Here is a 25,692-nt window from a genome sequence, read left to right as displayed (position 1 = left end):
TCTTGGCTTGCCCCCGGCGTGAATGGCGTTAGGCTAGACCATCCCGTTTTCATATGGCGTCATGGAAAGCGGTGGAGATGCCCTAGATTTGCAGCATGGTCCAAGAATTGCGATGCGGTTCTGGATAGGAAAGCAGGCTTAAGCCGAAGATCTGGGATGTCTTTTGCATGTCCGCTTCGCTATGTGACGCTTGATATCGTAATTGGAATGCAGAATGGAGACGGTGTGCATTGTTAGGTAAGGTCCTGGTTTTTCTGGGGGGAGTGCTCGTAGTGGTGCTGTTCGTGGCGCTGCTCGCTCCGCTCTTCATAGACTGGACCGATTTTCGCAAGAATTTCGAGGATCAGGCGAGTCGGATCATCGGAAAGAAGGTGACCGTTCACGGCACCGTTGACGCCCGCCTTTTGCCTTTTCCTTCCGTGACATTGCATGACGTCCGCGTCGGACAGGAAGCCGACGGGACGCCATTGGTGCAGATCGCCCAATTCTCCATGGACGCCGAGCTGGCGCCGTTCCTGTCCGGCGAAGCGCTGATTTTCGACATGCGCGTTTCCGAGCCGAAAGTGCGTCTGCGGCTGTTGAAGGACGGGACGCTCGACTGGATGCGCGGCAGCCAGCCGGAAATCCCTGCCAAGTCGGTGGTGCTCGAGGGCGTGCATCTCGATGGCGGCGATATCCAGTTCATCGACGAGCAATCTGGCCGCACCCGGCACATAACCGGTCTCAACGCGCAAATGTCCGCCCGGTCGCTGGCGGGACCCTGGCGAATCGATGGCGATGCGGCGCTCGACGGCGAGCACGGCAATTTCAGCATTTCCAGCAGCCAGCCTGACGATAATGGCGTCTTGCGCGTCCGCACCCGGCTCTTGCCGGACCGCCATCCGCTCAATGTCGACCTCGACGGCGAATTGAAGCTGGTCAACAGCAAGCCGGATTATATCGGCATGTTTACGGCGGGGATTGAGGACAAGCAGACACATAAACCTGCCGACGAACAGGTTCAGCCCCGTGTCAAAGGTCGATTCGAGCTTACCAACGAGCGCATACGGGTTTCGGAATATCGTCTCGAAGTGGGTACCGCGGACGATCCCTATGTGGTGACGGGGGAGGCGACGCTGGACACCGGCACCAAGCCGGAATTCCTGCTGACGGCCGACGGCCAGCAGATCGACGTCAACCGCCTCGGCAACACGCAGGGCACGAGCGGCAAGACCAACCGCAATCCCACCATTTCGGCGCGCCAGCGACTAAACAGCCTGATTGCCATTGCCGCCGAAATTCCGGTGCCGCAGGTGCCCGGCAAGGCGACTTTCCGCCTGCCGGCGATCGTTGCCGGCGACACGACCATCCGCGACGTACAGCTCGATCTGGAGCCTGCCGGAACCGGCTGGAAGATCGATCACGCCATCGGCATGCTCCCTGGCCGCACCCAGGTGGAGGCCAAGGGCAATTTGATGCTGCAGGGCGATCCGAATTTCATCGGTAATCTCGTGGTCGCCTCCAATCAGCCATCCGGTCTGGCATCCTGGCTGGTGGGTTCGGTCGATCCGGCGATCCGGCAGTTGCGACAGGCCGGTTTTTCCGCCGATGTCAGCCTGCGTCACGAGGAGCAGCGCTTCGAGAATCTTGAAATCGCCGTCGGCTCGGCGACGCTCAAGGGCCAGCTCGACCGGCAGGCGCCGGCAAACGACCAGGCGCCGAGGCTTGCCGTCGATCTCAGCGGCGATGCGCTCGATCTCGATGCGCTGAGGGCGCTGACAGGGCTGTTCACCGGTCAGGATGCCGGCGAGACCTTGCTCGATCACCGGATTACGGCCCATCTGAAAGCGGACAAATTCGCCGCGTTCGGCGTGCAGGCCGACAATGTCGAAACGTCGTTTTCGATCGCCGATGGCGCACTCACGCTCGACAAGCTTGCCGTGCGCGATGTCGCCGGTGCCGAGCTTACCGCAACCGGCCGTGCCAATGGTTCGCTGCTGGACTACAAGGGGTCGGGCGAAATCACCTTCAAGGCGGCCGATCCCGGTCCCTTCTTCGATATGCTGAGCCAGCATCTGCCGCATCATCCGGCGATGGACCGGCTGGTGCGAAACGCTGCATGGTATGGAAATACCGCGCTTCGCGGCGCGCTGACGCTGGGCGGCGACCAGGGCGATGGGCTGGCGGTAACGCTTGCCGGCGTCTCCAACGGCAGCCGCGTCAATCTCGATTACCGCATGTCCGACCTGTTGGCGCTGACCGGCAAAGAGACGACGACGCTTGAAGCAACGCTCGAAAATTCCGTGACCTCGATCCTGTTCGGGCAGGCGGGCCTCGATCCGCTGCCCGTCGAAGCGGATGCCAATGGCCGCCTGACGCTGAAGGTGACAGCAAACGGCACCGATCCGGCGGATGCGGCGCTGACCTTTGCCACCGACAAGACCTCGTTCACCGCAAACGGCAAGGTCGATGTGCGTCCCGCAACCTTCCTCAACGGCAAAATCGCGCTATCGCTCGAGAGTGCCGATCTTGATCCCTATTTCGTCATGAACGGCATCGGCGTACCGCAGATGGGCACGGGCCTGCCGGTCAAATTCCAGGCGAATGCCGCGCTCGATGCCGGCAAGATCGTATTCTCCGATATGAAGGGCCTGCTTGCCGACAACAATGTTTCGGGCGCGCTCACCTTCGACCGCAAGGCGCCGAATATCAAGGCTACCGGCCAATTGACGCTCGACAAGGCCGATCTCGGCTGGCTGGGCGAAGCAATCTACGGGCCGGTGACGGATGCGATGACGGGCAACCTCACCAAGGCCAAGCTGGGGTTGCCGATGTTCAGCGGGCTTGATCTCAACGTCAAGCTTTCGGCCAAGCAGTTGTGGCCGGGCATCTTCGGCCCGATCTCGGATTTCAGTACGAACGCTGCCTATAAGGGCGAGGAGCTGCGGCTGAACGACATCGCCGGCGCTTGGAACGGCGGTACGCTTAGCGGCAATTTGATGTTTGCGAACTCGGACGGCACCGGGCTGATGCAAACGAAACTCAACCTCGCCAATGGCGACCTTGCCGCGGTTGCCTGGCAGCGCGATGGCGCGCCGCTCGCCAATGGCCGCTTCGGTTTGGGACTGAGCATGGAAGCGAGCGGCAAGAGCCTGGGGGAACTGGCTGCCAACGCCAGCGGCTCGGGCGAGATCAAGCTTGGCGACACGCATGTCCGCGGCCTCAACCTCTCCGTTTTGCCGCCGCTGTTGTCGGCGACGGACCAGATCCAAGGTGAGATCACAGCCGATAAGGTGCTGCCGATCGTCCAGACATTGCTCAACAATGGCGAGGCGGCATTGCCGGCCATCAACATACCGTTCAATATTTCGACCGGCGTCATCCGTGCTGCCAATATCAGTGCCGGCAATGACCTGGCGAAGCTTTCGGGCAATGCCGAGATCAGCCTGCCGGATGAGCGCATCCGTGGCTCCATGGGCATCGATTTCGATGCCGGCAACGAGGCGCTGAGCGGCGCCGAGCCGGCATTGCGCCTCGATTTCGCCGGTCCGTTGGCGACGCCGGGTCGGACGATGGACGTTACCGACATTACCAGCTTCCTGTCGCTGCGCGCCTTCGAACGTGAGCGCCAGCGCGTCGAGCGGCTTCAGGCAAGCGTATTGGAAAAGCAGCGGCTGCGGCGCGAGGTGGCGCTCTACAAGTACACTGCCGTCGCACGCGAAGCCCAGCGTCAGCGCGATGCGGCAATCGAGCAGCAGCGTAGCGCCGAAGAGAAGCGCTTGAGGGAACTGGCGCGCAAGGCCGAGGCAGAAAAGCAGGCGGAAGCCGCAGCCAGGGCGAAGGCGAGTGCGGAAGCCCGAGCGAAGGCGGAAGCGCAGCAATTACCTGCTCTCAACGGACAGGTGCCGCAGACAGGCGCGCCGCTGAACTTTAACAATCTTCCCGGCATCGCCCGATAGATCATTCTCCATCGACCATACGAAATCCGCCGCTTTCGTCGCTGGGAGCGGGGATGCTATTGAGTAGAGAATGAAGTGACTAAGCGCCCTCGTTCAAGGCGGGGCGTTTCAGGTGCGATCCTTCAGCCATTTCAGAACATAGAGCCGAAGCGCCGAGGAAAGGTTGCTTGCCGGATCGCGGCCGTCGTCGATCTCTGAGATCAGAGCCGCAAGCGACGTCCCGCGCGCATTGGCGATCACCTTCAGTTCGGCCCAGAAGGCGTCTTCGAGGGAAAAGCTGGTGCGATGGCCATGCAGCGTGGCGGAATGTTTGCGGATCATCGGCGGATCGATCAAAAGTTCGGAAACGGAAGAGGTAATTCTAAAAATGATTCAAAATGCTGGGGTAAGCGATTGATTTCGGAGGGCTATAGACTTTCAGCTCGGTATTTCAATCGTCTGTTTTGGATGACTCGATATGGCCGGCCTCGTGTGTTTTCGCGGTCTTTTCATTGAGCGCCTTGGTCAACTGCTTCTCCGCCTTGGTGCGGCCAAAGGTAACACGGTTCTGCTCCGCCTGCTTTTCTTTTTCCAAGCGTGTCTGTTTCTTACGGAACTGGCGCAGATTGACGATTTCGGCACTCATCGATGGTTCCTCACGGCCGATGTGAAAAGGGGAAGCGCCTGCTTCCCCGGATGCTATTGCTTCTTGCGGAATGCGTCGAGGGAGACGACCGATCCCGGCTTCTTCTCCTCGCCGTCCTTGGCGACCGCGGGCTCCTCGCTGCCCTCGGCCGATACCGGATAGGCGGTGATCTCGCCGGACGGCATTTCCTCGTCCTCGGCGAGCGGCACGTCGAATTCCAGCTCGAAATTCACGGACGGATCGTAGAAACCCCGAATGGCATTGAACGGGATGACCAGCTTTTCCGGAACGTCGGAGAACGAAAGACCAATCTCGAACTGGCTCTCGGTAACCTTCAGGTCCCAGAACTGATGCTGGATGACGATGGTCATCTGCTCGGGATATTTCGACTTCAGGTGCTGCGAAATGCGCACGCCGGCCGCACCCGTCAGAAAGGTGATGAAGAAATGATGGTCACCGGGCAGACGGCCGGTGGTGCCGACCTCGGTCAACACCTTGCGGATGACCCCACGCAGGGCGTCCTGTGCCAAAATGTCGTAGCGGATATGATCCTGCCCCATACTTTCCTGTCTTTCGTTGGCCATGTTTTTTCTAAGGCTTATGCCACGCCCTGCGCCGACGGGAAACCCCCGTGCGCGAGTCAACGCCTGATCATACATAATATCGAAGAGAGGGAGAAGGTGAAGGCTTCTGTTGCCAGGTGCCTTCGAACCCCGCCTAAGAGTGCGACCCCTTAGGACTTTATTTGAAGTGCCACACTGCGATTAAGCAGCGAGACGAGCTTCCGCATAGTTGTCGTTTGCAACTACAATTTTAGCCCGATAACGGTGGTACAATGCCGAGCGAAAAGTCGATCTTTACACCCTTGTCGATCCTGTTTCGCCCCCATCAAAAGCCGGTCTTGCCCGACCAGTTTTTGGTGGAGGCGCCGGGTACCGCCCCCGGGTCCAATAGGTTTATTACACCGCTCATTTATCGCCATAGCCGGCCCGAAGACCGGCATGGCTGATATAGTGTTTTCCTCAGGCGAATGGAAGGGGATTTGTCATAAATGCTTCGCCGAAACACAGGTTTGCCATAACAAACGACGGCCGGATGGGAGAATTCCAGGGATTATGCTTGCCCGCAGTTGGTTTCGTGCCGACTTGCCATTAAATTGAGGAGGAATGGAATCGGCGGCGGGTGCGATGAAGCAATATCTCGATCTTTTGAAGCATGTGATGGACACCGGCATCGATCGCGGCGACCGCACCGGCAAAGGTACGCGCTCGGTCTTCGGTTACCAGATGCGCTTTGACCTTTCCGAAGGTTTTCCGGTGCTCACCACCAAGAAGCTGCATCTGCGCTCGATCATCCACGAGCTGCTATGGTTCCTGAAGGGCGAAACGAACATTCGTTATCTCAAGGAAAACGGCGTTTCTATCTGGGATGAGTGGGCCGACGAAAACGGCGATCTCGGCCCGGTCTACGGCCATCAATGGCGTTCCTGGCCGGCTCCCGACGGCGGCCATATCGATCAGATCGCCAATCTGATCGAAGGGCTGAAGACCAACCCGAACTCCCGCCGCCATATCGTTTCGGCCTGGAATCCGGCTGAGGTGGACGAAATGGCGCTGCCGCCGTGCCATTGCCTCTTCCAGTTCTACGTCGCCGACGGCAAGCTTTCCTGCCAGCTTTACCAGCGCTCCGGTGACACCTTCCTCGGCGTGCCCTTCAACATCGCCTCATACGCGCTGCTGACGTTGATGGTAGCGCAGGTCACGGGGCTGAAGCCTGGCGACTTCGTGCACACGCTGGGTGATACGCACATCTATTCCGACCATTTCGAGCAAGCCAGGCTGCAACTGACCCGCACCCCGAAAAAACTGCCGACCATGCGCCTTAATCCGGCGGTGAAGAACATCTTCGATTTCAAGTTCGAGGATTTCACGTTGGAAGGCTATGAGGCCGACGCCAATATCAAGGCGCCGATCGCCGTCTGAGGGGGTAGGGATGGCCGAACCGGTAAAAACCATTCTCGTCGCCGTCTCGCGCAACGGCATCATCGGCCGCGACGGGGATATGCCGTGGCGGCTGTCGTCCGATCTCAAGCGGTTCAAGGCCATGACGCTCGGCAAGCCCGTCATCATGGGACGCAAGACGTTTCAGTCCATCGGCAAGCCGCTGCCGGGCAGGCCCAACGTGGTGATCAGCCGCGATCCCGGTTTTTCCGCCGAAGGCGTACAGATGGCGCATTCGCTCGGCGAAGCCATCGATATTGCGAGCCGCCTTGCGGCAGAGAGCGGAGTTGACGAGATCTGCGTCATCGGCGGCGGTGAGATCTACCGGCAGGGGATCGGCCTTGCCGATCGGTTGCTGATCACGCATGTGGAAGCCGAGGTGGATGGCGACACGTCCTTTCCGGCGATCGATCCGGCCCTATGGCAGGTCGAGAGCGAGCTTGCCGTGCCGGCCGGCGAAAAGGACAATTATCCGACGCGTTTCGTCAGCTATTTCAGGCGAAAAGCATAAAAGCTGCCCGCGAAAATCAACTATTTTCCAATAAATCCGACGAACTTCCTGAAGTTGCGTTGAAAGCAGATGCGCCGATACCTATAACGGGAGACAATCGCCGCCGCCTGCGAATTTCAAAGTCTGCGCGATACTGGGAGTCCACAAACAAAGAGGTTTTGATGCCCTGGAGCAATCAGAATGGCGGCGGCGGCCCGTGGGGCGGCGGTGGCGGCGGAAACAATCAGGGGCCTTGGGGGCAGGGACCGAACCGGCCGCGGGGAAGCGGCAGCGGTGGCCCGCCGGATCTTGAAGACATCATCCGCCGTGGTCAGGACCGTCTGAAGGGACTTGTCCCCGGCGGCTTCAACGGCGGCGCCTTTGTCATCGTCGCGGCGGTCATCGTCGTTTTCTGGCTTATCCAGTGCGTCTATACGGTTCAGCCGGACGAGCGCGGCGTCGAATTGCGATTTGGCGAGCCGCGCCCGGAAGTGTCCATGCCCGGCCTGCATTTCCATTTCTGGCCGATGGATCGTATCGAGATCGTCAAGGTTACCGAACAGCAGCGCAATATCGGCGGCCGTTCGAGCTCGAGTTCGAATGCCGGCCTGATGCTGACGGGCGATCAGAACATCGTCAACGTGCAGTTCTCGGTGCTCTACACAGTCACGAACCCGCAATCCTACCTCTTCAACCTCGAAACTCCCGACGAGACGCTGCAGCAGGTTGCCGAAAGCGCCATGCGCGAGGTGGTTGGCCGCCGTCCGGCCCAGGATATCTATCGCGACAATCGCCAGCAAATCGCGATCGAGGTAAGAAACATCATTCAGGATACGATGGACCGATATGGCTCGGGCATTTCCATCAACGCCATACCGATCGAGGATGTGTCGCCGCCGCGCGAAGTGGCCGATGCCTTCGACGAGGTGCAGCGCGCCGAGCAGAACGAAGACCAGCAAGTTCAAGAGGCCAATCAATACGCCAATCAGAAGCTCGGTCAGGCTCGTGGTCGTGCGGCGCAAATCCGTGAAGACGCGGCTGCTTACAAGGACCGTGTCGTCAAGGAAGCCCAGGGTGAAGCGCAGCGCTTCGTCTCCATCTATGACGAATACGTGAAAGCGCCGGAAGTGACCCGCAAGCGGCTGTTCCTCGAAACCATGGAGTCCGTTATCGGCAATTCCAACAGCATCATCATCGACGACAAGCAGGGCGTCGTGCCCTACCTGCCGCTGAACGACCTCGGCAAGCAATCCACGACGCAGTCGGGTAAGCCCGCGACCGCACCTCAGCCGGAGGCCAAATAATGACGTCCAGCCGTTTGCCAGCCATTCTCATCGCGCTCGCGGTGGTGCTGCTGATCGTTTATTCCTCGGTTTTCGTGGTCAATGCCCGCGAACAGGCGATCGTTCTGCGCTTCGGCCAGATCCGTGCCGTCAAGACGGAGCCGGGCCTCTACTTCAAGCTGCCCTTCGCCTTCATGGATGCCGATCGGGTGCAGTATATACAGGACCAGGAGCTGCGCTTCGATCTGGACAATATCCGTGTCCAGGTTTCGGGCGGCAAGTTCTATGAGGTCGATGCTTTTGTCGTCTACAGGATCACCGATGCGCGGAAGTTCCGCGAGACGGTGTCGGGTGATCGCGATGCGGCGGAATCGCGCCTCAGGACCCGCCTCGATGCATCGCTGCGCCGGGTCTACGGTCTGCGCGGTTTCGAAGCTGCCCTATCGAACGAACGCGCTTCGATGATGACGGAAGTGCGCGACGACCTGCACCGCGATGCAGAGTCCCTCGGGCTGAATATCGAGGATGTGCGCATCCGCCGTACCGACCTGACCCAAGAGGTGTCGCAGCAGACCTACGACCGCATGAAGGCCGAACGTCTGGCGGAAGCGGAGCTGATCCGCGCCAGAGGTAACGAAGAAGGTCAGCGCCGCCGCGCCATTGCCGATCGTCAGGTGGTCGAGATCGTGGCGGATGCACAGAAGGATTCGGAGGTCCTGCGCGGTCAGGGCGAGGCCGAGCGCAACGGCATCTTCGCCGACGCCTCCTCGCGCGATCCGAGCTTCTACGAGTTCTATCGCTCGATGGCCGCCTATCGCACGTCGCTTGCTTCAGGCGGCAAGACGTTGGTGCTGCCGCCGAACCAGTCGGAATTCTTCAAGTATTTCGATAGTTCGGTCGGTTCGGCTCCTGCAGCGGGTGCCCCGGCGCTGGCTGCGCCGTCCATGACGACGCCTGCGAAATGATGTGAGGCAACCTCACGAAATCCAAGGGGCTGCCTGTCGGCGGCCCCTTGTCTTATGTTTGATGGCATCAATCTTACCTTGAATAAAAAGGCCGGATGGACGTTCGGAGATTTCGCAAAAAGGTGATTTCACGCTTCATCATTCCGCCTTATGTTGATGCTTATACAAGACTTCCCTTTCTCGATGAGGATGCCTGATGGCTTTGACCAATCGCCTGCCTTTCAGACGTTCGTTCGCTCTTCTGGCCAGTGTGGCGCTGATTACCGGTCCCACCCTTGCAGGCGTCGATCGGGCGTATGCGCAGACGACACAGACGCCTTCGACGGATACGACGACGCCGAATAGCGGCGCGGCTCCAGGCGCACAGGTTCCCGCCAATTCCGCGACGGACGCGCCCGCGTCAGGCTCGGCTACGGCGCCGGCGACCGGTTCGTCGGCTGCGCCAAGCGGCGAGACGAAGACCGAAACGCAGGCGCCAGCCAATTCCGGGACGACAGCGCCGGCAACAACCGGCGAGACGGGTCAGGCTCTAGCCACGGGCTCTGCCAGCGCACCCAACGGCAATGCCGTGTCCGGCACGCAGCCGCCCGCGACCTCCAACGGCCAGACCCCAGCCACGGCGACCAATCCGGCGCAGGCTCCGATGGGCGGCTCGACGGCAACGACGACCGAAAATCCAGCCGTCGTGCCCAACACGCCGCCGCCGGTCACGGGCAATCCGGCAATGAATGCCGGCCCGGCTTCGGTTGCGGATCTGGCATCCGGTCTGCTGGACGCAGTGGTCAACATTTCCACCTCCCAAAAGGTCAAGGATGAGGGCGATGGCCCGGCGACACCCAAGGTGCCGGACAACTCGCCATTCCAGGAATTCTTCAACGACTTCTTCAAGAACCGGAACAACGAAAACAGCAACCGCAAGGTCAGCTCTCTCGGTTCCGGCTTCGTCATTGATCCATCCGGCTATATCGTCACCAACAACCACGTCATCGAGGGCGCCGACGATATCGAAGCGATCTTCCCGAACGGCACCAAGCTGAAGGCGAGGTTGATCGGCACCGACACCAAGACCGATCTTTCCGTGCTCAAGGTGGAACCGAAGCATCCGCTGATAGCAGTGAAATTCGGCGATTCCAGCAAGATGCGGATCGGCGACTGGGTGATGGCGATCGGCAATCCATTCGGCCTGGGCGGCTCGGTGACCGTGGGTATCGTGTCGGCCCGTGGCCGCAATATCAATGCCGGTCCCTATGATAATTTCATCCAGACGGATGCGGCGATCAACAAGGGCAATTCCGGCGGGCCGCTCTTCAACATGAAGGGTGAGGTGATCGGCATCAACACGGCGATCATTTCGCCGAGCGGCGGCTCGATCGGCATCGGCTTCGCCGTGCCGTCCGAACTGGCCGAAGGTGTCGTCAAGCAGCTCATGGATTTCGGCGAAACCCGTCGCGGCTGGCTCGGCGTGCGCATCCAGCCGGTAACCGACGATGTTGCCAACAGCCTCGGGCTCGACAGCGCCAAAGGCGCGCTGGTGGCTGGCGTCATCAAGGGCGGACCGGTCGATAACGGCTCGATCAAGGCCGGCGATGTCATCCTGAAGTTCGATGGCAAGGATGTTGACGAGATGCGCGACCTGCCGCGCGTTGTCGCCGAAAGCCCCGTCGGCAAAGAAGTCGATGTCGTCATCATACGCGACGGCAAGCAGCAGACCGTCAAGGTTACGCTTGGCCGGCTCGAGGACAGCGACCAGGCAGCCGCAGCCAGCGCCGGCGACAGCAATCAGGGCGACAAGGGCGGCGGCGACAAGGCACCCCAGCTTGCGCCCAATGATCATGGCGGTCGCGACGGCGTCATCAATCCCGACGAGGGGGATGAAGATGATGAGGGAGCGGACGGCCAGGACCAGGACAACGATCAGCAGCAGCAAGCGCCGCAGCCGCAGGCTACCCAGGACGTGCTCGGCATGAGGCTTGCGACCCTCAATGCCGAAAACCGCAAGAGCTTCGGCATTGCCGACAGCGTCGACGGCGTGGTGATCACCCAGGTCACTCCGGGTTCGGCCGCAGCGGACAAGGGGCTGAAGCCCGGCGAAGTCGTCGTCGAAGTGGCGCAGGAATTCGTGCAGACGCCGACGGCTGCCTCGGAAAAGGTCGCAGCGTTGAAGCGGGAAGGTCGCCGCAATGCACAGATGATGATCGCCTCTCCGAATGGCGATTTGCGTTTCATCGCGGTAGCGCTGGAATAGGCTGCTTCAACGTTCCGTAGCCTGCATCTGCCGCTGGCGCCATTCTGCAGCGCTGAGGCGATAGAGCGCATGGCGCTTCAATTGCGGATGAGTGGCGGGAATATCGGGGTGGTCGAACGCGCCGGCCGGATCCGGACGCATGCCAATCCTTTGCATGACGGCCAAGGCGCGGTGATTATTGTGCACGGCGATGGACACGATTTCATCGAGTTTCAGCGTCTCGAAACCATGGCGCAACAGGGCCGCGCCTGCCTCGCTAGCATAGCCCTGACGCCAATTCCCTGCTGAAAGTCGCCAGCCGATTTCGACGGCGTTTTCGGGAAGGAACGGTTCAAGTTTCGGCCCTGAAAGTCCGCTGAGGCCGATCGGCTTGCCGCTCTGCTTCAACGTCAGCACGAGAAGATCGAAACCGTCTTCCGGCGTCTGTCCGCTGATCATGTCGAAGACGGCATCAGCGTCTTCACGGCTGCGGCGGAAGGGAAAGAATTCGAGGACATCGGGATCGGAACTCAGTTCATAGAAGAGTTCGCGGTCGCTTTCCCGGCACGGGCGCAGGATGAACCGCGGCGTCTCGATGATCGTCATTGCAGGGCGCGCCACTCGGCTGCGGTGAGGCGATAGAGCACGTGACGCTGCAGGTGAGGGTAGGTATCGGGAACGCCGGGGTGGTCGAAATCCCCGCCTTCGACCCGATGCATGCCGATCCGCTCCATTACCGATGTCGAGCGGATATTATTATGAACCGCGAAGGATACGATCTGGTCGAAATCAAGCGTTTCGAAGCCGTGGGCAAGCAATGCCCGCGCCGCCTCGCTGACAAATCCCTTGCCCCAATATCGCGCCGCAAGCCGCCAGCCGATCTCGACGGTACCTGCTGGTACAAACGGTTCCAGATGGTTTGTCTGTGCCAGTCCACAAAAGCCAAGCGCCTCACCACTTGCCTTGAGCTCCAGGGCATAGAAGCCAAGCCCGGTCTCAGCGATCATGGATTGGACGCGCTCGAAAAAGGCGTTGGCTTCCTCACGATTGCGGCGGAATGGAAAGAACTCCATGACGGCCTCGTCGGAGTTGATCTCGTAGGCGAGTTCGCGATCCGCCTCGCGCCAGTTCCGGATGATGAGTCGGTCGGTTTCGGTGATGATCATCTGAGCCCCGATCCCGGCGATTGCGCCGTTCTATGGTTTGATGAAATCCGTTTTCCGGTAGCCCTGGATGTAGAGCAGGGCGGTCAGGTCGCCGTGGTCGATGCGCATCTTGGCCTGGGCAGCCACGGTCGGTTTGGCGTGCAGGGCGACACCGGAGCCGGCGAGTTGCAGCATGCCGAGATCGTTGGCGCCGTCGCCGACGGCAATCGCGTCATCGGTGGAGATGCCGAGCTTTTCGGCAATAGTGTTGAGTGCGTCGACCTTGGCTTGCATGCCGAGAATGGGTTCGGCGACAAGGCCGGTCAGCACGCCGTTGTCTTCCAGCAGGATGTTGGCGTGGTTCTCGTCGAAATCCAAGGTGGCCGCGATGCGGCTCGTAAAGAGGGTGAAGCCACCGGAGACGAGGGCGCTGTAATAGCCCTTGGCTTTCATGGTGGCGATCAGTTCCGCCCCGCCGGGAGTGAGGGTGATGCGTTTGGCGATGACGTCATCAACGACGGACAGCGGCAGGCCCTTCAGCAGGGCCACGCGCTCACGCAAAGCCGGCTCGAAGGCGATCTCACCATTCATGGCGCGCGCGGTGATGTCGGCGACCTTTTCCTTCAATCCGACTTCGGCGGCCAGTTCGTCGATGCATTCCTGGCCAATCATGGTGGAGTCCATGTCGGCGATCAGCAATTTCTTCCGGCGCGTCTCTGCTTCCTGGATGACCAGATCGATCGGCGCTCCGGCAATGATGGCGAGAATGTTGGCTTCCGCTGCCCGCAGGTCGGCGTCGTCGCGCAGCGCAATATCGCAGGCGATGCCGTCAGCCAGCCAATAAAGTCCCAGCGCCTTGACGGCGTCCGCCGCCGGCTCGGCGATTGCCGGAACGAGAACGGGGTTTGACGGATTGGCAATAAGCGTGGCAACGAAGGCCATGAGCAGAAACCTTATAAGCGATATCGACGCGATCCTGATAACCGGGCCGACCGCCAGCGGCAAGTCCGCGCTTGCCGTGGAATTGGCGCGCGCGCATGACGGCGTGGTCGTCAATGCCGACAGCATGCAGGTCTACGACACATTGCGCGTGCTGACGGCTCGGCCATCCGAAGCGGAGATGCAAGGCATTCCTCATCATCTTTATGGCCATGTGCCGGCAAGGCAAGCCTATTCCACCGGCGCCTGGCTGCGCGAGGCTGCCGCGTTGGTGGCGCAATTGCGCGATGAGAAACGGCTGCCCGTTTTTGTCGGCGGCACCGGGCTCTATTTCAAGGCTCTGACCGGCGGGCTTTCCGACATGCCCGAGATCCCCGCGGAGATTCGCAACCACCTGCGGGAGCGGTTGTTGATGGAGGGAGCCGAGGCGCTGCATCGGGAGCTTGTTATTCGCGATCCAGCCGTAGCGGAAAGTCTCAATCCTCAGGATGGCCAGCGCATCGTGCGTGCCCTGGAAGTGATCGAGGCGACGGGACAATCCATCGCCGCTTTTCAGGGCAAGACCGGTCCCGTTATCGTCGATGCCGATCGTGCGCGAAAGATCATCGTGCTGCCGGATCGCGCGGTCTTGCATCAGCGCATCAACGGCCGTTTCGAAAAGATGCTCGCCATGGGTGCTGAAGATGAGGTGCGGGCCTTGCTGGCATTGAAACTGCCGGACGAGATGCCCGTCATGAAGGCGATCGGCGTCACGCAGATTGCTGCGATGCTACGCGGCGAGATGACGCGTGAGGAGGTTCTTGAAACCGGTGCTGCCGCGACGCGGCAATATGCCAAGCGGCAGATGACCTGGTTTCGCAATCAGATGAATGAAAGCTGGGAGCGGATTAGTCCGTAGTCCGCGTCAGTCCTTGTTATAGAGGCTGCTCAGCGGCTTCTTCAGGATACTGTCGCGCAACGAGAGGCCGCCTTCGCGCCGCACAGACGGAGCGGGCTCCTTCTCCGAAGGGGATGGACTGCTTGTGTTGTCGCCGCCTCGGAACTCTCGGCGCAGCTCGGCAAGTCTGCTATCGATCGACGTCTGGGGAGCTGCGCTAAAAGCCGAAGCCGCCGTGGCGCGCGGCAGCATGTCGGGCCGATAAGGCTCTATCGGTGGCGGATCAATTCGCACCGGCTGGGGCTCGGATATTGCGGCAGGCTGATCGAAATCGTCATCGCCAATGTCCTCGTCCATATAAGCGGCCGGCTCGCTTGAGGCCTTATAGCTCTGCTGAAAGGCAGAGATGTCGGGACCGGAGATCGAGCGCATGCGGCCGACGATGGTGCGCAAGTCGACGGTATCGGGTGATTCCTCGCTCGTTCTTGCGATGCTACCGCTGGCCTTCGGCAGTAGGTTTTCTTCGACGCGGGAAAAGCGCATGCGCATGGGGACTGCAATGGCTTCGCCGAAGGCGATGGCTTCGCCGTTGCCGATCGAAGACAGGAAGCTCGTCGTCGAAATTGAGGAGTTCGGGATTGCCGACCGTATGATGTCCTGGTCGCGATCGTTTGCGAGGCGCATGGCGAACAGCGTCGAGCATTGCGACAGGATCGTCTGATCAAGTTCGCCCGGACGCTGGGTGATGATGCCGAGCGACACACCGTATTTGCGGCCCTCCTTGGCGATGCGGGCAATCGCCTGCCGCGTTGGGAAGAAGCCGAGGTTCGGGTCGGCGGGGATATAGCGATGCGCTTCTTCGCAGACGACCAGCATATGGATCGCCCCTTCGCTCCAAAGCGTAAGCTCGAAGGCCATGCGGCAGAGAACGGAGGCGACGGAATTGACTACTTCGGAGGGAATGCCGGCGAGCTGGAAGGTACAGATCGGCTTGTCATCACCGGGAATACGAAAGATCTGCGCGATCGTCTCCATGATCGTGTCGCTGATCGTATTGTTGGAGAACATGAAATGATAACGCGGATCGTTGATCGCCGAGATGACGCGCATCTTCAGAGAGCGCAAATGCGGTTTTTCCTGCCGGCCTTCGAGGCGGCCGATGCGCTCGTCGATCAGGGCCAGCAGATCGGCCATGCGATAGGGAACCGGTGTATCTGCTGTCACCGAGCTTTTTTCCGTCTGACGGCGCATCAGCGGCGAGTCACTGCCGCGAAAGGCGCGCTTCGCTTCGGGAATAATATCGCGCAGCATATCCAGTTCGTCGGGGATCGGCGGCCGGCCCCGGAAGACAACCTCGGCAAACTCGTCGAGCCGCATCAGCCAGAAGGGCAGGTCGAGCGTATCCGTATCGACGACGACAGAATGCTTGGGAAAGGCGGCGGCGAATTCGTTGTGCGGATCGAGGATCAGCACGCGCAGTTTGGGATCGGAGACGATTGCCTTGTGCAGCAGCAAGGAGACAGCGGTCGATTTGCCGACGCCGGTGGAGCCGACCACGGCGAAATGCTTGGCCAGCATCGAAGGGATATGAATGGCGGCGTCGATGCTTTCATCCTGCGTCAGCTTGCCGATGACGCAACTGCTGTCCTTGCCGGCATCGAAAATGCGCATGAGATCGGCGGCGCGGATACGGTGAGCGATGGCGCCGAGATAGGGATAGGCGGAAATGCCGCTGGAAAACTCTTCGCGGCCGTTTGATCCGACGCGGACTTCGCCCAGCAGTTCCACTTCGATGCGGAAAAGATTGTCCTGTCCTTCGCCCCAGCCGGTATTGCCGGTGTTCATGGCGTAGACGAGAGCTGCGACGCGATTGGAGCCTACGCTGATCGAGATCAGTTTGCCGACGGACCAAAGCTCGGTCAGATCGGTACCGCCATCCTCGGCGACTGCGGCGATGGTTGCCCTGGAACCGGTGCACGCGACGACACGGCCGAGGAAGCGATTTCCCGGCTTCAGATTGTCGCGGCGATCAAGGTCCCCAGCTTTGCCGGACGTCTGCAAATCATTATTGAGCAAACGGCTACTCCCAGCGTTAAGACATGGAACATAGGGAAGGTGGCTTAACAAAACCCTTAGCGCCGCTCGACATTTTAAGAGGATCGGTAAAGGTCGCGATTTTTTATTGCTGAATGCGTTGACGCTTGGAAATTTTCTGTCTATCAATTCCGCCCATGAAAAACTCGACGGCTCTTATCGTGGTGGGAAAGCGCATGGGCAGGATGGTGTAACCATCCGGCGATAGCCACCCATGCGCTAGACGACAGGCTCCACAGGAGCCTTTTTTTATGCCCGAAATCGAGATTTCACTTTCCAAACCCTCAGCAGATAGCGGAACAAACGTATGACCGGCAAAGATAATCAGACGAGCGGCAATCAGATGACAGGCGCGGAGATCGTGTTGCAGGCGCTCAAGGACAATGGCGTCGAACACATCTTCGGTTATCCGGGCGGCGCGGTTTTGCCGATCTATGACGAAATTTTCCAACAGGACGATATCCAGCATATCCTCGTGCGCCATGAGCAGGGCGCCGGCCATGCGGCGGAAGGTTATGCCCGCTCGACCGGCAAGGTCGGCGTTATGCTGGTCACCTCCGGTCCGGGCGCGACGAACGCCGTCACGCCGCTGCAGGACGCCTTGATGGATTCGATCCCGCTGGTTTGCCTGAGCGGCCAGGTTCCCACATCACTGATTGGCTCGGACGCGTTCCAGGAATGCGACACGGTCGGCATTACGCGGCCTTGCACCAAGCACAATTGGCTGGTCAAGGATGTCAACAAGCTCGCCGCGGTCATCCACGAAGCTTTTCGTATCGCCCAGTCCGGCCGTCCGGGTCCCGTCGTCGTCGACATTCCGAAGGATGTTCAGTTCGCCACCGGCACTTACACACCGCCGGAAGCGCATGATGTCCAGAAGAGCTACCAGCCCAAGGTTCAGGGCGATCTCAACAGGATCACGCAGGCTATCGAGCTGATGGCGAGCGCGCGCCGGCCGATCATCTATTCCGGTGGCGGCGTCGTCAATTCCGGTCCGGAAGCCTCGAAGCTGTTGCGCGAACTCGTCGAGCTGACGGGCTTCCCGATTACTTCGACGCTGATGGGCCTCGGCGCCTATCCGGCATCCGGCAAGAGCTGGCTCGGAATGCTCGGCATGCACGGTTCCTACGAAGCCAATATGGCGATGCATGATTGCGACGTCATGGTCTGTATCGGCGCACGCTTCGACGACCGCATTACCGGCCGCCTGAATGCCTTTTCGCCGAATTCGAAGAAGATCCACATCGACATCGATCCGTCGTCGATCAACAAGAACGTTCGCGTCGATATCGGCATCCTCGGCGATGTCGGCAATGTTCTGGAAGATATGGTTCGCCTGTGGCGCGCACTGCCGCACAAGCCGGCGGCGGATCGCCTCGGCGATTGGTGGACGAACATCACGCGTTGGCGTGCACGCAATTCCTTCGCTTACAAGCCGCACGATGATGTCATCATGCCGCAATATGCGATTCAGCGTCTCTATGAGCTGACCAAGCATCGTGACACCTATATCACCACCGAAGTCGGCCAGCACCAGATGTGGGCGGCACAATTCTATGGCTTCGAGCAACCGAACCGCTGGATGACTTCGGGCGGCCTCGGCACCATGGGTTATGGCCTGCCCGCCGCCCTCGGCGTACAGATCGCCCATCCGGAAAGCCTGGTCATCGACATTGCCGGCGATGCCTCGATCCAGATGTGCATTCAGGAAATGTCGGCGGCTATCCAGCACGATGCGCCGATCAAGATCTTCATCCTGAACAACCAATATATGGGCATGGTGCGCCAATGGCAGCAGTTGCTGCACGGCAACCGCTTGTCGCACTCCTATACCGAGGCGATGCCCGATTTCGTCAAGCTGGCGGAAGCCTACGGCGCCGTCGGCCTGCGCTGTGAAAAGCCCGGCGATCTCGATGCTGCCATCCAGGAAATGATCGATGTCAAAAAGCCTGTCATTTTCGATTGCCGCGTTGCCAATCTCGCCAACTGCTTCCCGATGATTCCCTCGGGCAAGGCACATAACGAGATGCTGCTGCCGGACGAAGCCACCGACGAAGCCGTCGCCAACGCCATCGATGCCAAGGGCCGGCAGCTCGTTTGATCGGAACGCCGGGACACGGTAGGTTTGCCGTGTCCCCCGGGCCGCTGGAACAATCATCATTCAAATCAGCATCGAGCTGGCATCCTGATCATAAGAACCGAGGAAACGGAACAAGGACAATGACCGCACACCTTCAACCCACGGGCTCCGCCTATTTCATCTCGCCGGAAACCGCGGCGGCCGAGAGCCATACGCTTTCGGTGCTGGTCGACAACGAGCCCGGCGTTCTCGCCCGCGTCATCGGCCTCTTCTCCGGCCGGGGTTACAACATCGAAAGCCTCACCGTTTCCGAGACCGAGCATCAGGCGCATCTGTCGCGCATCACCATCGTCACGCGCGGCACGCCGCAGGTGCTGGAGCAGATCAAGGCGCAGCTTGAGCGCATTGTGCCGGTCCATCGTGTCGTCGACCTGACGGTACGCGCCCGCGATCTCGGCCAGGAGCGGCCGATCGAGCGCGAAGTGGCGCTGCTGAAGGTGATCGGAAGCGGCGAGACCCGCGCTGAAACGCTGCGGCTGGCCGATGCCTTCCATGCCAAGGTGGTGGACGCGACCGTCGAGCATTTCATTCTCGAGATCACCGGCAAGTCCTCGAAGATCGATCAGTTCATCGCCATCATCAAGCCGCTCGGCCTGATCGAAGTCTGCCGCACCGGCATCGCCGCGATGAACCGCGGCCCGCAGGGAATGTGAAGAACGCCTGTCGTTGACCGGCTTATCGGCGTCGCGTAGCTTGCGCGGCGCTTGGGCGTGCAAGGTAGGCCCCAACTTACGCAGGTGGCATGATTGGGGCTTTCGACCGAAGAATATACGCCCGATATCGGCGAGAAGAGCTGGCATCCTCCGGCAGGAATGCGTCTCGGCGCCACGTTTTACGTCCGCAATGCCTTTCCCTGGCTTGGCCGATATTTCGGGGCGCAGAAGATCGCATCGACCCTCTCTCCCGGCATCGGCGGTATTGTATCCTGGGGTGGGCGCACGCCGGCAAAGACGGCGGCGGCGATCTCGCGGTTGCGGGGATTGCCGCATTGGAACCTCGAAGACGGTTTTCTGCGATCCGTCGGCCTTGGGAAGGCCGGCGCCAACCCTCTTTCCATCGTGGTCGACGATCTCGGTCTACCCGTTGACGCAAGCAAGCCGTCGCGCCTTGAACGATTGATTCAAGGGGCCGACGGCGCGCATATTGGCGAACTTGGCAGGGCGATCCGCGAACAGATCGTCCTCAACAAGCTCTCCAAATACAATCATCTGCCGCACAAGGCGCCCACGATCGAGCGGACGACGAAGCGCCGGATCCTGCTGGTCGATCAAGTGGTCGGCGATATTTCGGTCGGCAAAGCACTCGGCTCACGCGCCTCGTTCGAACGGATGCTTGCCGATGCGCAGACCAGCGGCGCGCAGTGTGTGATCCGGACACATCCGGATGTCATGGCCGGCCACCGCAAGGGATATCTGACCACAGAAATTGCCGGCAAGAGCGACGGGATATTACTCAACGATGCGGTGTCGGTAGCATCGGTCCTGGATGTCGTGGATGAGGTCTGGACGGTCTCCAGCCAGTTCGGCTTCGACGCGCTGCTGCGCGGCATTCCTGTCCGCTGCTATGCCGCGCCGTTTTATGCCGGATGGGGTGTGACGGAAGATCAATTCGGCGTCTACACGAAAGCAGTCCTATCCGACAGACGAACCAGGCGGCGGACCGTCGATCAAATCGCCGCGGCTGCCTTTTCGCTTTATCCAACCTATCGCGATCCGGCCGATTGGCGGCAGATCGATGTTTTCCAGGCGATCGAGCTGATCGCCAGGCAGCAGCGCGCGGAGGCAGGCCGCTAGAGCATCTCCAGCGGCTTCTTTCGTGCCGGTGGCGGAAAGGCGGCGTCGAGGGTGGCCCAATCCTCGTCGGTGATGTCGAGCGAGACGGCGTCGCGGTTTTCCGCAACCCGTTGCGGATTGGAGGTCTTGGGAATGGCGATCACGCCGTCGCGCTCCAGCAGAAAGGCAAGCGCCACCTGAGCCGGCGTTGCCTGATAGGTCTTCGCGATGTGGATCAAGTCCGGATGGTGCGCCAGGCGGCCCTGCTCGATCGGCGAATAGGCCATGATCGCAATGTTGCGCTCCTGGCACCAGGGCAGCAGATCGTATTCGATGCCGCGCCGGCCGAGATTGTAAAGCACTTGGTTCGTGGCGACATTGCCGCCATCGGGAACGGCCAGCAGTTCCTCCATATCGTCGACATCGAAGTTCGATACACCCCAGGCGCCGATCTTGCCTGCGGCTTTCAGGGCCTCGAAGGCGGCCACTGTTTCGGCCAGCGGATACTCTCCGCGCCAATGCAGCAGATAGAGGTCGATGCGGTCGATTTTCATCCGTTTCAGGCTGCGCTCGCAAGCCTCGATCGCGCCCGTGCGGCTCGCATTCATGGGATAGACCTTGCTGACGACGAATGCTTCGTCGCGCCGCCCTTCGATCGCCTTGCCGACAATTTCCTCCGCGCCGCCGTCGCCATACATCTCCGCGGTGTCGATCAGCGTCATGCCAAGGTCGAGCCCTGCCTTCAGGCTGGCGATCTCTTCGTCGGCCCGAGCGGCCGTTTCGCCCATGTTCCATGTCCCCTGGCCAAGTGCGGGAACGGTGATGCCGGAGGGGAGAGTGACGGTGGGAATGGGATCGCGCATGGCCTGTCCTCGCTGTTTGAGAAGCGAAGGATAAGTGCATTCATCGGGATTTCAATCGAGGCCATTCATGTCACCGTGACAATCATGTCATGGCATTCGATTCCAAGGCGAATTAGGGTTGCCCGGCGCTGCTGTGACTGACGCGCATCGCGAGGAATGGACGCTTCCGTTGACCAAAAGAGCTGCGTCCGGGGAGGCTTTATGGCGCCGGATACATTTTTGGCTCTTCTTTTGTTTGCGTTTACGACATCGATCACGCCAGGGCCTAACAATATGATGCTGTTCGCATCGGGCGTGAATTTCGGTTTTCGTCGCACGATCCCGCACATGCTCGGCATCGGCGCCGGCTTTCTGTCGTTGCTGCTGGGCGTCGGGCTGGGGCTTGGCGCACTGCTACACACCGTACCGCTGCTCTACACTGCCCTGAAGTTCGCCGGTGGAGCCTATCTCGTCTGGATCGCCTGGAAAATTGCGACGTCACGCAGCCTCAGTGAGAAGGAAAGCGGCGTGGAGCCGATGAGTTTCCTGAGCGCTGCCGCCTTTCAGTGGGTCAATCCCAAGGCCTGGGTGATGGCGGTCACTGCAATGGCGACCTACACCAATCCGCAGCTCTACCTCATCAGCGTATTACTCGTCGGCCTTGCCTTTGCGGCGGTCAATGTTCCCAGCGTTTCGACCTGGGCCGGTTTCGGCTCGGCGCTGCGCGACTGGCTTTCGGACCCCGTTCGCCTCAAATGGTTCAACATCACCATGGCGGTGCTGTTGGTGCTTAGCCTCTGGCCGATGCTAAAATAGCGATATGGATGGCTTGTTGAGCATCAGCCAGAGAATGCCAATGACCGCGAAAAAGGCTGGGAAGCCGCAAGCAAACCAGATGCGATAAAGACGGTGATAGGCTGCCGGCAGCGGCGTTCCGGTCGCGGATGCTGTCCGGGCGAGATCCCGCAGGCGAATTTGTATCCAAACCACCGGCAGCCAGAAAACGCCGGTCAGCACATAGAGCAGCAAGGACAGGGCGATCCATCCTTCTTCGAGCGGCCAGCCGATCGATTGTGCGAGCAGATAGCCGGTCACCGGCTGAAGGATGACGGCCGTTGCCGTAAAGATGGTATCGGCGATGACGACCGTTGCGGCGACATGTGCGATCAGCTTGGGGTCGCCGGTACGATGCGCCATAACCATGAAGAAGGCGATACCCGCACCGGTGCCGAAAAGCACTGTGGCGCCGACGACATGAACAAGCCGAAGAAGCTCCTCTGTCAGCATCAGCGCTCCTCCAATACCGCAAGTGTGGCAAGCGTCAGGAGGATCGCCGGCAGTGCTTTGACAAATGGCCCGAGTGGATCGAACCAAAGCGACGGTTCGAGCAACGTGCCGCCGGCAAGATAGCCGAGCGTGACGGCGAGCATTCCGAACAAGGCCGATCGCGCGAAGGGCCGCACCAGGACAAAGGCGCCAAGGGCTATGTCAAGGAGACAGGTGGTCAGCGTCAAAGCCATTGCCATGCCGTCCGGCATGAAGGGTAGGAAGTGCCGGCTTGCGGCCGTCGGGGCTAGCATCGGAATGATGCCCGACAGCATCCAGAAGAGCGCCAGCCCGCCGATCATCAACGGCTTTAACAGGTAGAGGCGGGCAAACCACAAATCCTGAACGCCGGAGGGATTGGCATTCAGCGTTTCGATGGCCGTCGCCAAACGTTGAGTTGGGAGGTGCCCCGCATTCCTTCGGCTGAGAACGCCTTCGGACATCACCGCCATCGCAGTCGACCGGAGCGGCGAGCGCCATCCAAGCCTGCCGGCGATGTCGGCCGCCCAGGTCACCGGCTTTGCCAAACCGATCGGTATTGGCATAACCCGCGCCGGCGGCAGGCCGAGCCAGTTTCGATGAAGGATGACGAGTTCGCGCAGCGTCAGTGCTTCGCCGGCAGCAAGATCGATGTCGGCGCCGGATTCGAAGTCGCCGGCAACCGCCGCCGAGACGATCGCGGCGACATCATCGACCGAGACCGTCTCGACCGGGCTTTGCGCATGGGTGAGAGGCAGGACAAAAGGTATGGCCGCAAGCGCGCGCAGCAATGCCGTACCGCCATGGGCGTTGCGGCCCAGGACGAGCGCTGGCCTCAGAATAATGTGGTTGAGACCACTTGCCGCCAGCGCCTTGTCGGCATTGCGCTTTGTCGCCAGGAACGGCTGCTCTTGGCCTCCACCTTCCGTGCGGGCGGAAATCTGCACGACGAGCTCGATTGCCGATTGTGCTGCTGCGGCATAGAGCGCCAGCATTGCCTTTTCCTGCGTGGCGGCGAGATCATCGGAAAGCCCGTCCTGAAGGGCGCCGGCGCAGTTGATGACGAGCTGATGGTCGTTCAGCACGGCATGCCAGTTTGATGGATCGGTCATTTTGGCCAGATCGGCTTTGATCCAGGTAATCGAAGGGTGTTTTATCCGCGCCCGGCGAGGATTACGGGCAAGACCGGTGATCATATGCCCGTCCTTGCGTAATCGCGCCGCGATCACAGAGCCGATGAAACCAGTTGCGCCGAGAATCAAAATCTTCATGCTGGGCAGACTAGCTAAACGCGCTAACAATGCGAGGGGTTGCGGCATCTGATCGCGGTTGCAACCTATGAAGAAGGCGCTTGGCGGCCGTATGGCAAAGGCTTAGAACTGAGGCTTGTTCGACGGGGAGATTTATTATGCACGATCATGACGACCATCATCACCATGATCATGACAACCACTATTCCGATATGCAGGCGCGCGTGAAGGCGCTTGAGACACTGCTGACGGAAAAAGGGCTTATCGATCCGGCGGCGATCGACATCATCGTCGAGACCTACGAGACGAAGGTCGGGCCGCGCAACGGAGCGCAGGTGGTGGCGAAAGCCTGGAGCGATCCGGAGTTTGCCGAGTGGCTGAAGCGCGACGCGACGGCGGCGATTGCCAGCCTCGGCTTTACGGGCCGGCAAGGCGAGCATATGCGCGCCGTGTTCAATACGCCGGAAACGCATAATCTCATCGTTTGCACGCTCTGCTCCTGCTATCCTTGGTCTGTGCTCGGCCTGCCGCCGGTCTGGTACAAGGCGCCGGCCTATCGTTCCCGCGCCGTCATCGATCCACGCGGCGTGTTGGCCGAATTCGGCCTGACGCTGCCTGATGGGCAGAAGATTCGCGTCTGGGATTCGACGGCCGAGCTGCGCTATCTCGTTATCCCGGAACGTCCTGATGGCACCGAGGGCATGAATGAAGCGGCTCTCGCCGATCTCATCAGCCGTGACGCCATGATTGGTACGGCAATCGCCAAGGCTCCGGAGGTGACGTTATGAACGGGCCGCACGATCTTGGTGGGCAGATGGGCTTCGGTCCGGTCGCGCCGGAGCCGAACGAACCGGTCTTCCATGCGGAATGGGAAAAGCGGGCGCTCGGCCTCACGCTCTCCTGCGGCGCGTTCGGCGCCTGGAGCATCGATGAAAGCCGGCATGCGCGTGAAAATATCCCTCCGGCTGCATACCTAGCCGCCAGCTACTATGAACTCTGGATGCGCGGGGTCGAGATGTTGCTGGAGCGGCATGGTTTTGTGACGCACGAGGAGTTGCGAACCGGCCATTCGTCGCAGCAAGGTGTGGTGCCGAAGCGTATCCTGAAGGCCGATATGGTTGCGGGTGCTCTCGCGAAGGGCGGCCCCTGCGATCGGCCGATCGATGCGGCGCCGCTTTTTGCGGTCGGCGATCACGTGCGGACGAAGAACATCAATCCGACGGGACATACGCGTTTGCCCCGCTATGCGCGAGCCAAGACGGGTGTGGTGGAAGCTGTTCAGGGCTCGTTCGTTTTCCCCGACGACAATGCTCATGGCAAGGGCGAGAATCCGCAATGGATTTACACCGTCGTTTTCGATGCGCCGGAAATCTGGGGTGAGGGCGCCGATCCGTCGCTAACCGTCTCCATCGACGCCTGGGAGAGCTATCTTGAGCGCGTCTGAGACCTTGTCGCTCCTGGCGCAATCGCCGCAACTGCCAAAATCCGCCGATGGTGAGCCGGTCTTCCCCGAGCCCTGGGCGGCGGAGGCTTTTGCCATGACCTTGCATCTGCATGAGACGGGACTGTTTAGCTGGGGCGAGTGGGCAGAGCAGCTTTCTGCCGAATTGCACAGGCCTGGCCGGGCGGAAGACGGCAGCGATTATTTCGACTGTTGGGTGGCCGCACTCTCCAGCCTGTTGATCAGCCGCGGCATCGCCGATGCCAGCGCGATCCTCGACCTGCAGAAAAGCTGGCAGCGCGCGGCGGAAGCGACGCCGCACGGCAAGCCCATCTTGCTGGAGAACGATCCCGAACGCTGAG

The 25,692-nt window shown here is 60.4% G+C and carries 24 protein-coding genes and 1 other RNA gene; 14 read left to right on the top strand and 11 right to left on the bottom strand.

Annotated features, from left to right (window positions below; all coding sequences use genetic code 11):
* The first annotated feature begins 230 nt into the window (after positions 1 to 230).
* Complete coding sequence (locus tag PH547_RS03520; RefSeq protein WP_285167410.1) at positions 231 to 3,938, top strand: AsmA family protein; 3,708 nt, start codon at positions 231 to 233, stop codon at positions 3,936 to 3,938.
* A gap of 108 nt (positions 3,939 to 4,046) precedes the next feature.
* On the opposite strand, the gene PH547_RS03515 is transcribed toward PH547_RS03520, so the two are convergent.
* The 4 genes from PH547_RS03515 to ssrA all read right to left on the bottom strand — a co-directional run bounded on the left by PH547_RS03515 (position 4,047) and on the right by ssrA (position 5,603).
* A complete protein-coding gene (locus PH547_RS03515) occupies positions 4,047 to 4,259 on the bottom strand; it encodes a ribbon-helix-helix domain-containing protein (RefSeq protein ID WP_104825135.1) in 213 nt (70 codons plus the stop codon).
* Between the two features lie 109 nt (positions 4,260 to 4,368).
* Positions 4,369 to 4,563, bottom strand: coding sequence for a DUF4169 family protein (locus PH547_RS03510; RefSeq protein WP_104823522.1), 195 nt, complete (start codon positions 4,561 to 4,563; stop codon positions 4,369 to 4,371).
* Between the two features lie 53 nt (positions 4,564 to 4,616).
* Positions 4,617 to 5,123 carry an SspB family protein gene (locus tag PH547_RS03505; protein ID WP_104823521.1) on the bottom strand — a complete coding sequence of 169 codons (507 nt, stop codon included), beginning with the start codon at positions 5,121 to 5,123 and terminating at the stop codon, positions 4,617 to 4,619.
* Positions 5,124 to 5,242: 119 nt separating this feature from the next.
* Positions 5,243 to 5,603: a transfer-messenger RNA gene (ssrA, locus tag PH547_RS03500) on the bottom strand.
* A gap of 147 nt (positions 5,604 to 5,750) precedes the next feature.
* Between ssrA and PH547_RS03495 the strand changes: the two genes are divergently transcribed.
* The 5 genes from PH547_RS03495 to PH547_RS03475 all read left to right on the top strand — a co-directional run bounded on the left by PH547_RS03495 (position 5,751) and on the right by PH547_RS03475 (position 11,546).
* Positions 5,751 to 6,545: a thymidylate synthase gene (locus PH547_RS03495; RefSeq protein ID WP_104825134.1), complete on the top strand. Its 795-nt coding sequence runs from the start codon at positions 5,751 to 5,753 to the stop codon at positions 6,543 to 6,545.
* A gap of 10 nt (positions 6,546 to 6,555) precedes the next feature.
* Positions 6,556 to 7,074: a dihydrofolate reductase gene (locus tag PH547_RS03490; protein ID WP_104823520.1), complete on the top strand. Its 519-nt coding sequence runs from the start codon at positions 6,556 to 6,558 to the stop codon at positions 7,072 to 7,074.
* Between the two features lie 161 nt (positions 7,075 to 7,235).
* A complete protein-coding gene (gene hflK / locus PH547_RS03485) occupies positions 7,236 to 8,357 on the top strand; it encodes an FtsH protease activity modulator HflK (protein WP_104823519.1) in 1,122 nt (373 codons plus the stop codon).
* A complete protein-coding gene (gene hflC / locus PH547_RS03480; RefSeq protein WP_104823518.1) occupies positions 8,357 to 9,301 on the top strand; it encodes a protease modulator HflC in 945 nt (314 codons plus the stop codon). The genes hflK and hflC overlap by 1 nt, the downstream gene beginning before the upstream one ends.
* 196 nt (positions 9,302 to 9,497) lie before the next feature.
* On the top strand, positions 9,498 to 11,546 hold the full coding sequence (locus tag PH547_RS03475) for a DegQ family serine endoprotease (protein WP_245463847.1): 2,049 nt from the start codon (positions 9,498 to 9,500) through the stop codon (positions 11,544 to 11,546).
* Positions 11,547 to 11,552: 6 nt separating this feature from the next.
* On the opposite strand, the gene PH547_RS03470 is transcribed toward PH547_RS03475, so the two are convergent.
* Genes PH547_RS03470 through serB form a run of 3 tightly spaced genes read right to left on the bottom strand, consistent with a single transcriptional unit; the run spans position 11,553 to position 13,612 of the window.
* On the bottom strand, positions 11,553 to 12,131 hold the full coding sequence (locus PH547_RS03470; protein ID WP_104823517.1) for a GNAT family N-acetyltransferase: 579 nt from the start codon (positions 12,129 to 12,131) through the stop codon (positions 11,553 to 11,555).
* A complete protein-coding gene (locus tag PH547_RS03465) occupies positions 12,128 to 12,691 on the bottom strand; it encodes a GNAT family N-acetyltransferase (protein WP_104823516.1) in 564 nt (187 codons plus the stop codon). Before PH547_RS03465 ends, PH547_RS03470 begins: the two co-directional genes overlap by 4 nt.
* Before the next feature lie 30 nt (positions 12,692 to 12,721).
* A complete protein-coding gene (gene serB / locus PH547_RS03460; protein WP_104823515.1) occupies positions 12,722 to 13,612 on the bottom strand; it encodes a phosphoserine phosphatase SerB in 891 nt (296 codons plus the stop codon).
* Here serB and miaA point away from each other — a divergent pair.
* The gene (miaA, locus tag PH547_RS03455) at positions 13,611 to 14,507 is read left to right on the top strand and encodes a tRNA (adenosine(37)-N6)-dimethylallyltransferase MiaA (RefSeq protein ID WP_104823514.1); all 897 of its coding nucleotides are present in this window, start codon (positions 13,611 to 13,613) and stop codon (positions 14,505 to 14,507) included. The two genes, serB and miaA, sit on opposite strands and share 2 nt — an antisense overlap.
* A gap of 6 nt (positions 14,508 to 14,513) precedes the next feature.
* Here the strand turns inward: miaA and PH547_RS03450 are convergent, their stop codons facing one another.
* Positions 14,514 to 16,562, bottom strand: coding sequence for an ATP-binding protein (locus PH547_RS03450; RefSeq protein ID WP_285167403.1), 2,049 nt, complete (start codon positions 16,560 to 16,562; stop codon positions 14,514 to 14,516).
* 325 nt (positions 16,563 to 16,887) lie between these two features.
* Here PH547_RS03450 and PH547_RS03445 point away from each other — a divergent pair, with 325 nt between their 5' ends.
* The 3 genes from PH547_RS03445 (at position 16,888) to PH547_RS03435 (ending at position 20,513) form a co-directional block, all read left to right on the top strand.
* Positions 16,888 to 18,681 (top strand): acetolactate synthase 3 large subunit, encoded by a 1,794-nt coding sequence (locus PH547_RS03445; protein WP_283050928.1) that lies wholly within the window; start codon positions 16,888 to 16,890, stop codon positions 18,679 to 18,681.
* Between the two features lie 119 nt (positions 18,682 to 18,800).
* Entirely contained in the window at positions 18,801 to 19,373 is a 573-nt protein-coding gene (gene ilvN / locus PH547_RS03440) for an acetolactate synthase small subunit (protein ID WP_283050926.1), read from the top strand.
* Positions 19,374 to 19,532: 159 nt separating this feature from the next.
* The gene (locus PH547_RS03435; protein WP_285167499.1) at positions 19,533 to 20,513 is read left to right on the top strand and encodes a capsular polysaccharide export protein, LipB/KpsS family; all 981 of its coding nucleotides are present in this window, start codon (positions 19,533 to 19,535) and stop codon (positions 20,511 to 20,513) included.
* Here PH547_RS03435 and PH547_RS03430 read toward each other — a convergent pair.
* Positions 20,510 to 21,355: an aldo/keto reductase gene (locus PH547_RS03430; protein WP_285167398.1), complete on the bottom strand. Its 846-nt coding sequence runs from the start codon at positions 21,353 to 21,355 to the stop codon at positions 20,510 to 20,512. The genes PH547_RS03435 and PH547_RS03430 overlap by 4 nt on opposite strands.
* Positions 21,356 to 21,556: 201 nt before the next feature.
* Here PH547_RS03430 and PH547_RS03425 point away from each other — a divergent pair, with 201 nt between their 5' ends.
* Entirely contained in the window at positions 21,557 to 22,150 is a 594-nt protein-coding gene (locus tag PH547_RS03425) for a LysE family translocator (RefSeq protein ID WP_104823509.1), read from the top strand.
* Here PH547_RS03425 and PH547_RS03420 read toward each other — a convergent pair.
* Complete coding sequence (locus PH547_RS03420; RefSeq protein ID WP_285167498.1) at positions 22,142 to 22,618, bottom strand: DUF2269 family protein; 477 nt, start codon at positions 22,616 to 22,618, stop codon at positions 22,142 to 22,144. The two genes, PH547_RS03425 and PH547_RS03420, sit on opposite strands and share 9 nt — an antisense overlap.
* A gap of 2 nt (positions 22,619 to 22,620) precedes the next feature.
* The gene (locus tag PH547_RS03415; RefSeq protein WP_285167395.1) at positions 22,621 to 23,910 is read right to left on the bottom strand and encodes an SDR family oxidoreductase; all 1,290 of its coding nucleotides are present in this window, start codon (positions 23,908 to 23,910) and stop codon (positions 22,621 to 22,623) included.
* Between the two features lie 137 nt (positions 23,911 to 24,047).
* Here PH547_RS03415 and nthA point away from each other — a divergent pair, with 137 nt between their 5' ends.
* The 3 genes from nthA to PH547_RS03400 are packed head-to-tail and all read left to right on the top strand — an operon-like array spanning position 24,048 to position 25,691.
* Positions 24,048 to 24,677, top strand: a complete 630-nt coding sequence (gene nthA, locus PH547_RS03410; RefSeq protein ID WP_285167393.1) for a nitrile hydratase subunit alpha — start codon at positions 24,048 to 24,050, stop codon at positions 24,675 to 24,677.
* Positions 24,674 to 25,333: a nitrile hydratase subunit beta gene (gene nthB / locus PH547_RS03405; protein ID WP_285167391.1), complete on the top strand. Its 660-nt coding sequence runs from the start codon at positions 24,674 to 24,676 to the stop codon at positions 25,331 to 25,333. Before nthA ends, nthB begins: the two co-directional genes overlap by 4 nt.
* Positions 25,320 to 25,691 carry a nitrile hydratase accessory protein gene (locus PH547_RS03400; protein WP_285167390.1) on the top strand — a complete coding sequence of 124 codons (372 nt, stop codon included), beginning with the start codon at positions 25,320 to 25,322 and terminating at the stop codon, positions 25,689 to 25,691. Before nthB ends, PH547_RS03400 begins: the two co-directional genes overlap by 14 nt.
* Position 25,692: the final 1 nt, after the last annotated feature.

The organism is Rhizobium cerradonense (assembly GCF_030182455.1).
In the GTDB taxonomy this organism is placed as follows: domain Bacteria; phylum Pseudomonadota; class Alphaproteobacteria; order Rhizobiales; family Rhizobiaceae; genus Rhizobium.
Note: the sequence above shows the minus strand (reverse complement) of the source record. Positions and strands in the feature narration are given on the sequence as shown.

Bases quoted from the DNA above. Each gene is read 5' to 3' on its own strand.
- PH547_RS03515 (WP_104825135.1), bottom strand. From the start codon at position 4,259: ATGATCCGCAAACATTCCGCCACGCTGCATGGCCATCGCACCAGCTTT.
- PH547_RS03510 (WP_104823522.1), bottom strand. From the start codon at position 4,563: ATGAGTGCCGAAATCGTCAATCTGCGCCAGTTCCGTAAGAAACAGACA.
- PH547_RS03505 (WP_104823521.1), bottom strand. From the start codon at position 5,123: ATGGGGCAGGATCATATCCGCTACGACATTTTGGCACAGGACGCCCTG.
- PH547_RS03495 (WP_104825134.1), top strand. From the start codon at position 5,751: ATGAAGCAATATCTCGATCTTTTGAAGCATGTGATGGACACCGGCATC.
- PH547_RS03490 (WP_104823520.1), top strand. From the start codon at position 6,556: ATGGCCGAACCGGTAAAAACCATTCTCGTCGCCGTCTCGCGCAACGGC.
- hflK (WP_104823519.1), top strand. From the start codon at position 7,236: ATGCCCTGGAGCAATCAGAATGGCGGCGGCGGCCCGTGGGGCGGCGGT.
- hflC (WP_104823518.1), top strand. From the start codon at position 8,357: ATGACGTCCAGCCGTTTGCCAGCCATTCTCATCGCGCTCGCGGTGGTG.
- PH547_RS03475 (WP_245463847.1), top strand. From the start codon at position 9,498: ATGGCTTTGACCAATCGCCTGCCTTTCAGACGTTCGTTCGCTCTTCTG.
- PH547_RS03470 (WP_104823517.1), bottom strand. From the start codon at position 12,131: ATGACGATCATCGAGACGCCGCGGTTCATCCTGCGCCCGTGCCGGGAA.
- PH547_RS03465 (WP_104823516.1), bottom strand. From the start codon at position 12,691: ATGATCATCACCGAAACCGACCGACTCATCATCCGGAACTGGCGCGAG.
- miaA (WP_104823514.1), top strand. From the start codon at position 13,611: ATGAGCAGAAACCTTATAAGCGATATCGACGCGATCCTGATAACCGGG.
- serB (WP_104823515.1), bottom strand. From the start codon at position 13,612: ATGGCCTTCGTTGCCACGCTTATTGCCAATCCGTCAAACCCCGTTCTC.
- PH547_RS03445 (WP_283050928.1), top strand. From the start codon at position 16,888: ATGACCGGCAAAGATAATCAGACGAGCGGCAATCAGATGACAGGCGCG.
- ilvN (WP_283050926.1), top strand. From the start codon at position 18,801: ATGACCGCACACCTTCAACCCACGGGCTCCGCCTATTTCATCTCGCCG.
- PH547_RS03435 (WP_285167499.1), top strand. From the start codon at position 19,533: ATGCGTCTCGGCGCCACGTTTTACGTCCGCAATGCCTTTCCCTGGCTT.
- PH547_RS03430 (WP_285167398.1), bottom strand. From the start codon at position 21,355: ATGCGCGATCCCATTCCCACCGTCACTCTCCCCTCCGGCATCACCGTT.
- PH547_RS03425 (WP_104823509.1), top strand. From the start codon at position 21,557: ATGGCGCCGGATACATTTTTGGCTCTTCTTTTGTTTGCGTTTACGACA.
- PH547_RS03415 (WP_285167395.1), bottom strand. From the start codon at position 23,910: ATGAAGATTTTGATTCTCGGCGCAACTGGTTTCATCGGCTCTGTGATC.
- nthA (WP_285167393.1), top strand. From the start codon at position 24,048: ATGCACGATCATGACGACCATCATCACCATGATCATGACAACCACTAT.
- nthB (WP_285167391.1), top strand. From the start codon at position 24,674: ATGAACGGGCCGCACGATCTTGGTGGGCAGATGGGCTTCGGTCCGGTC.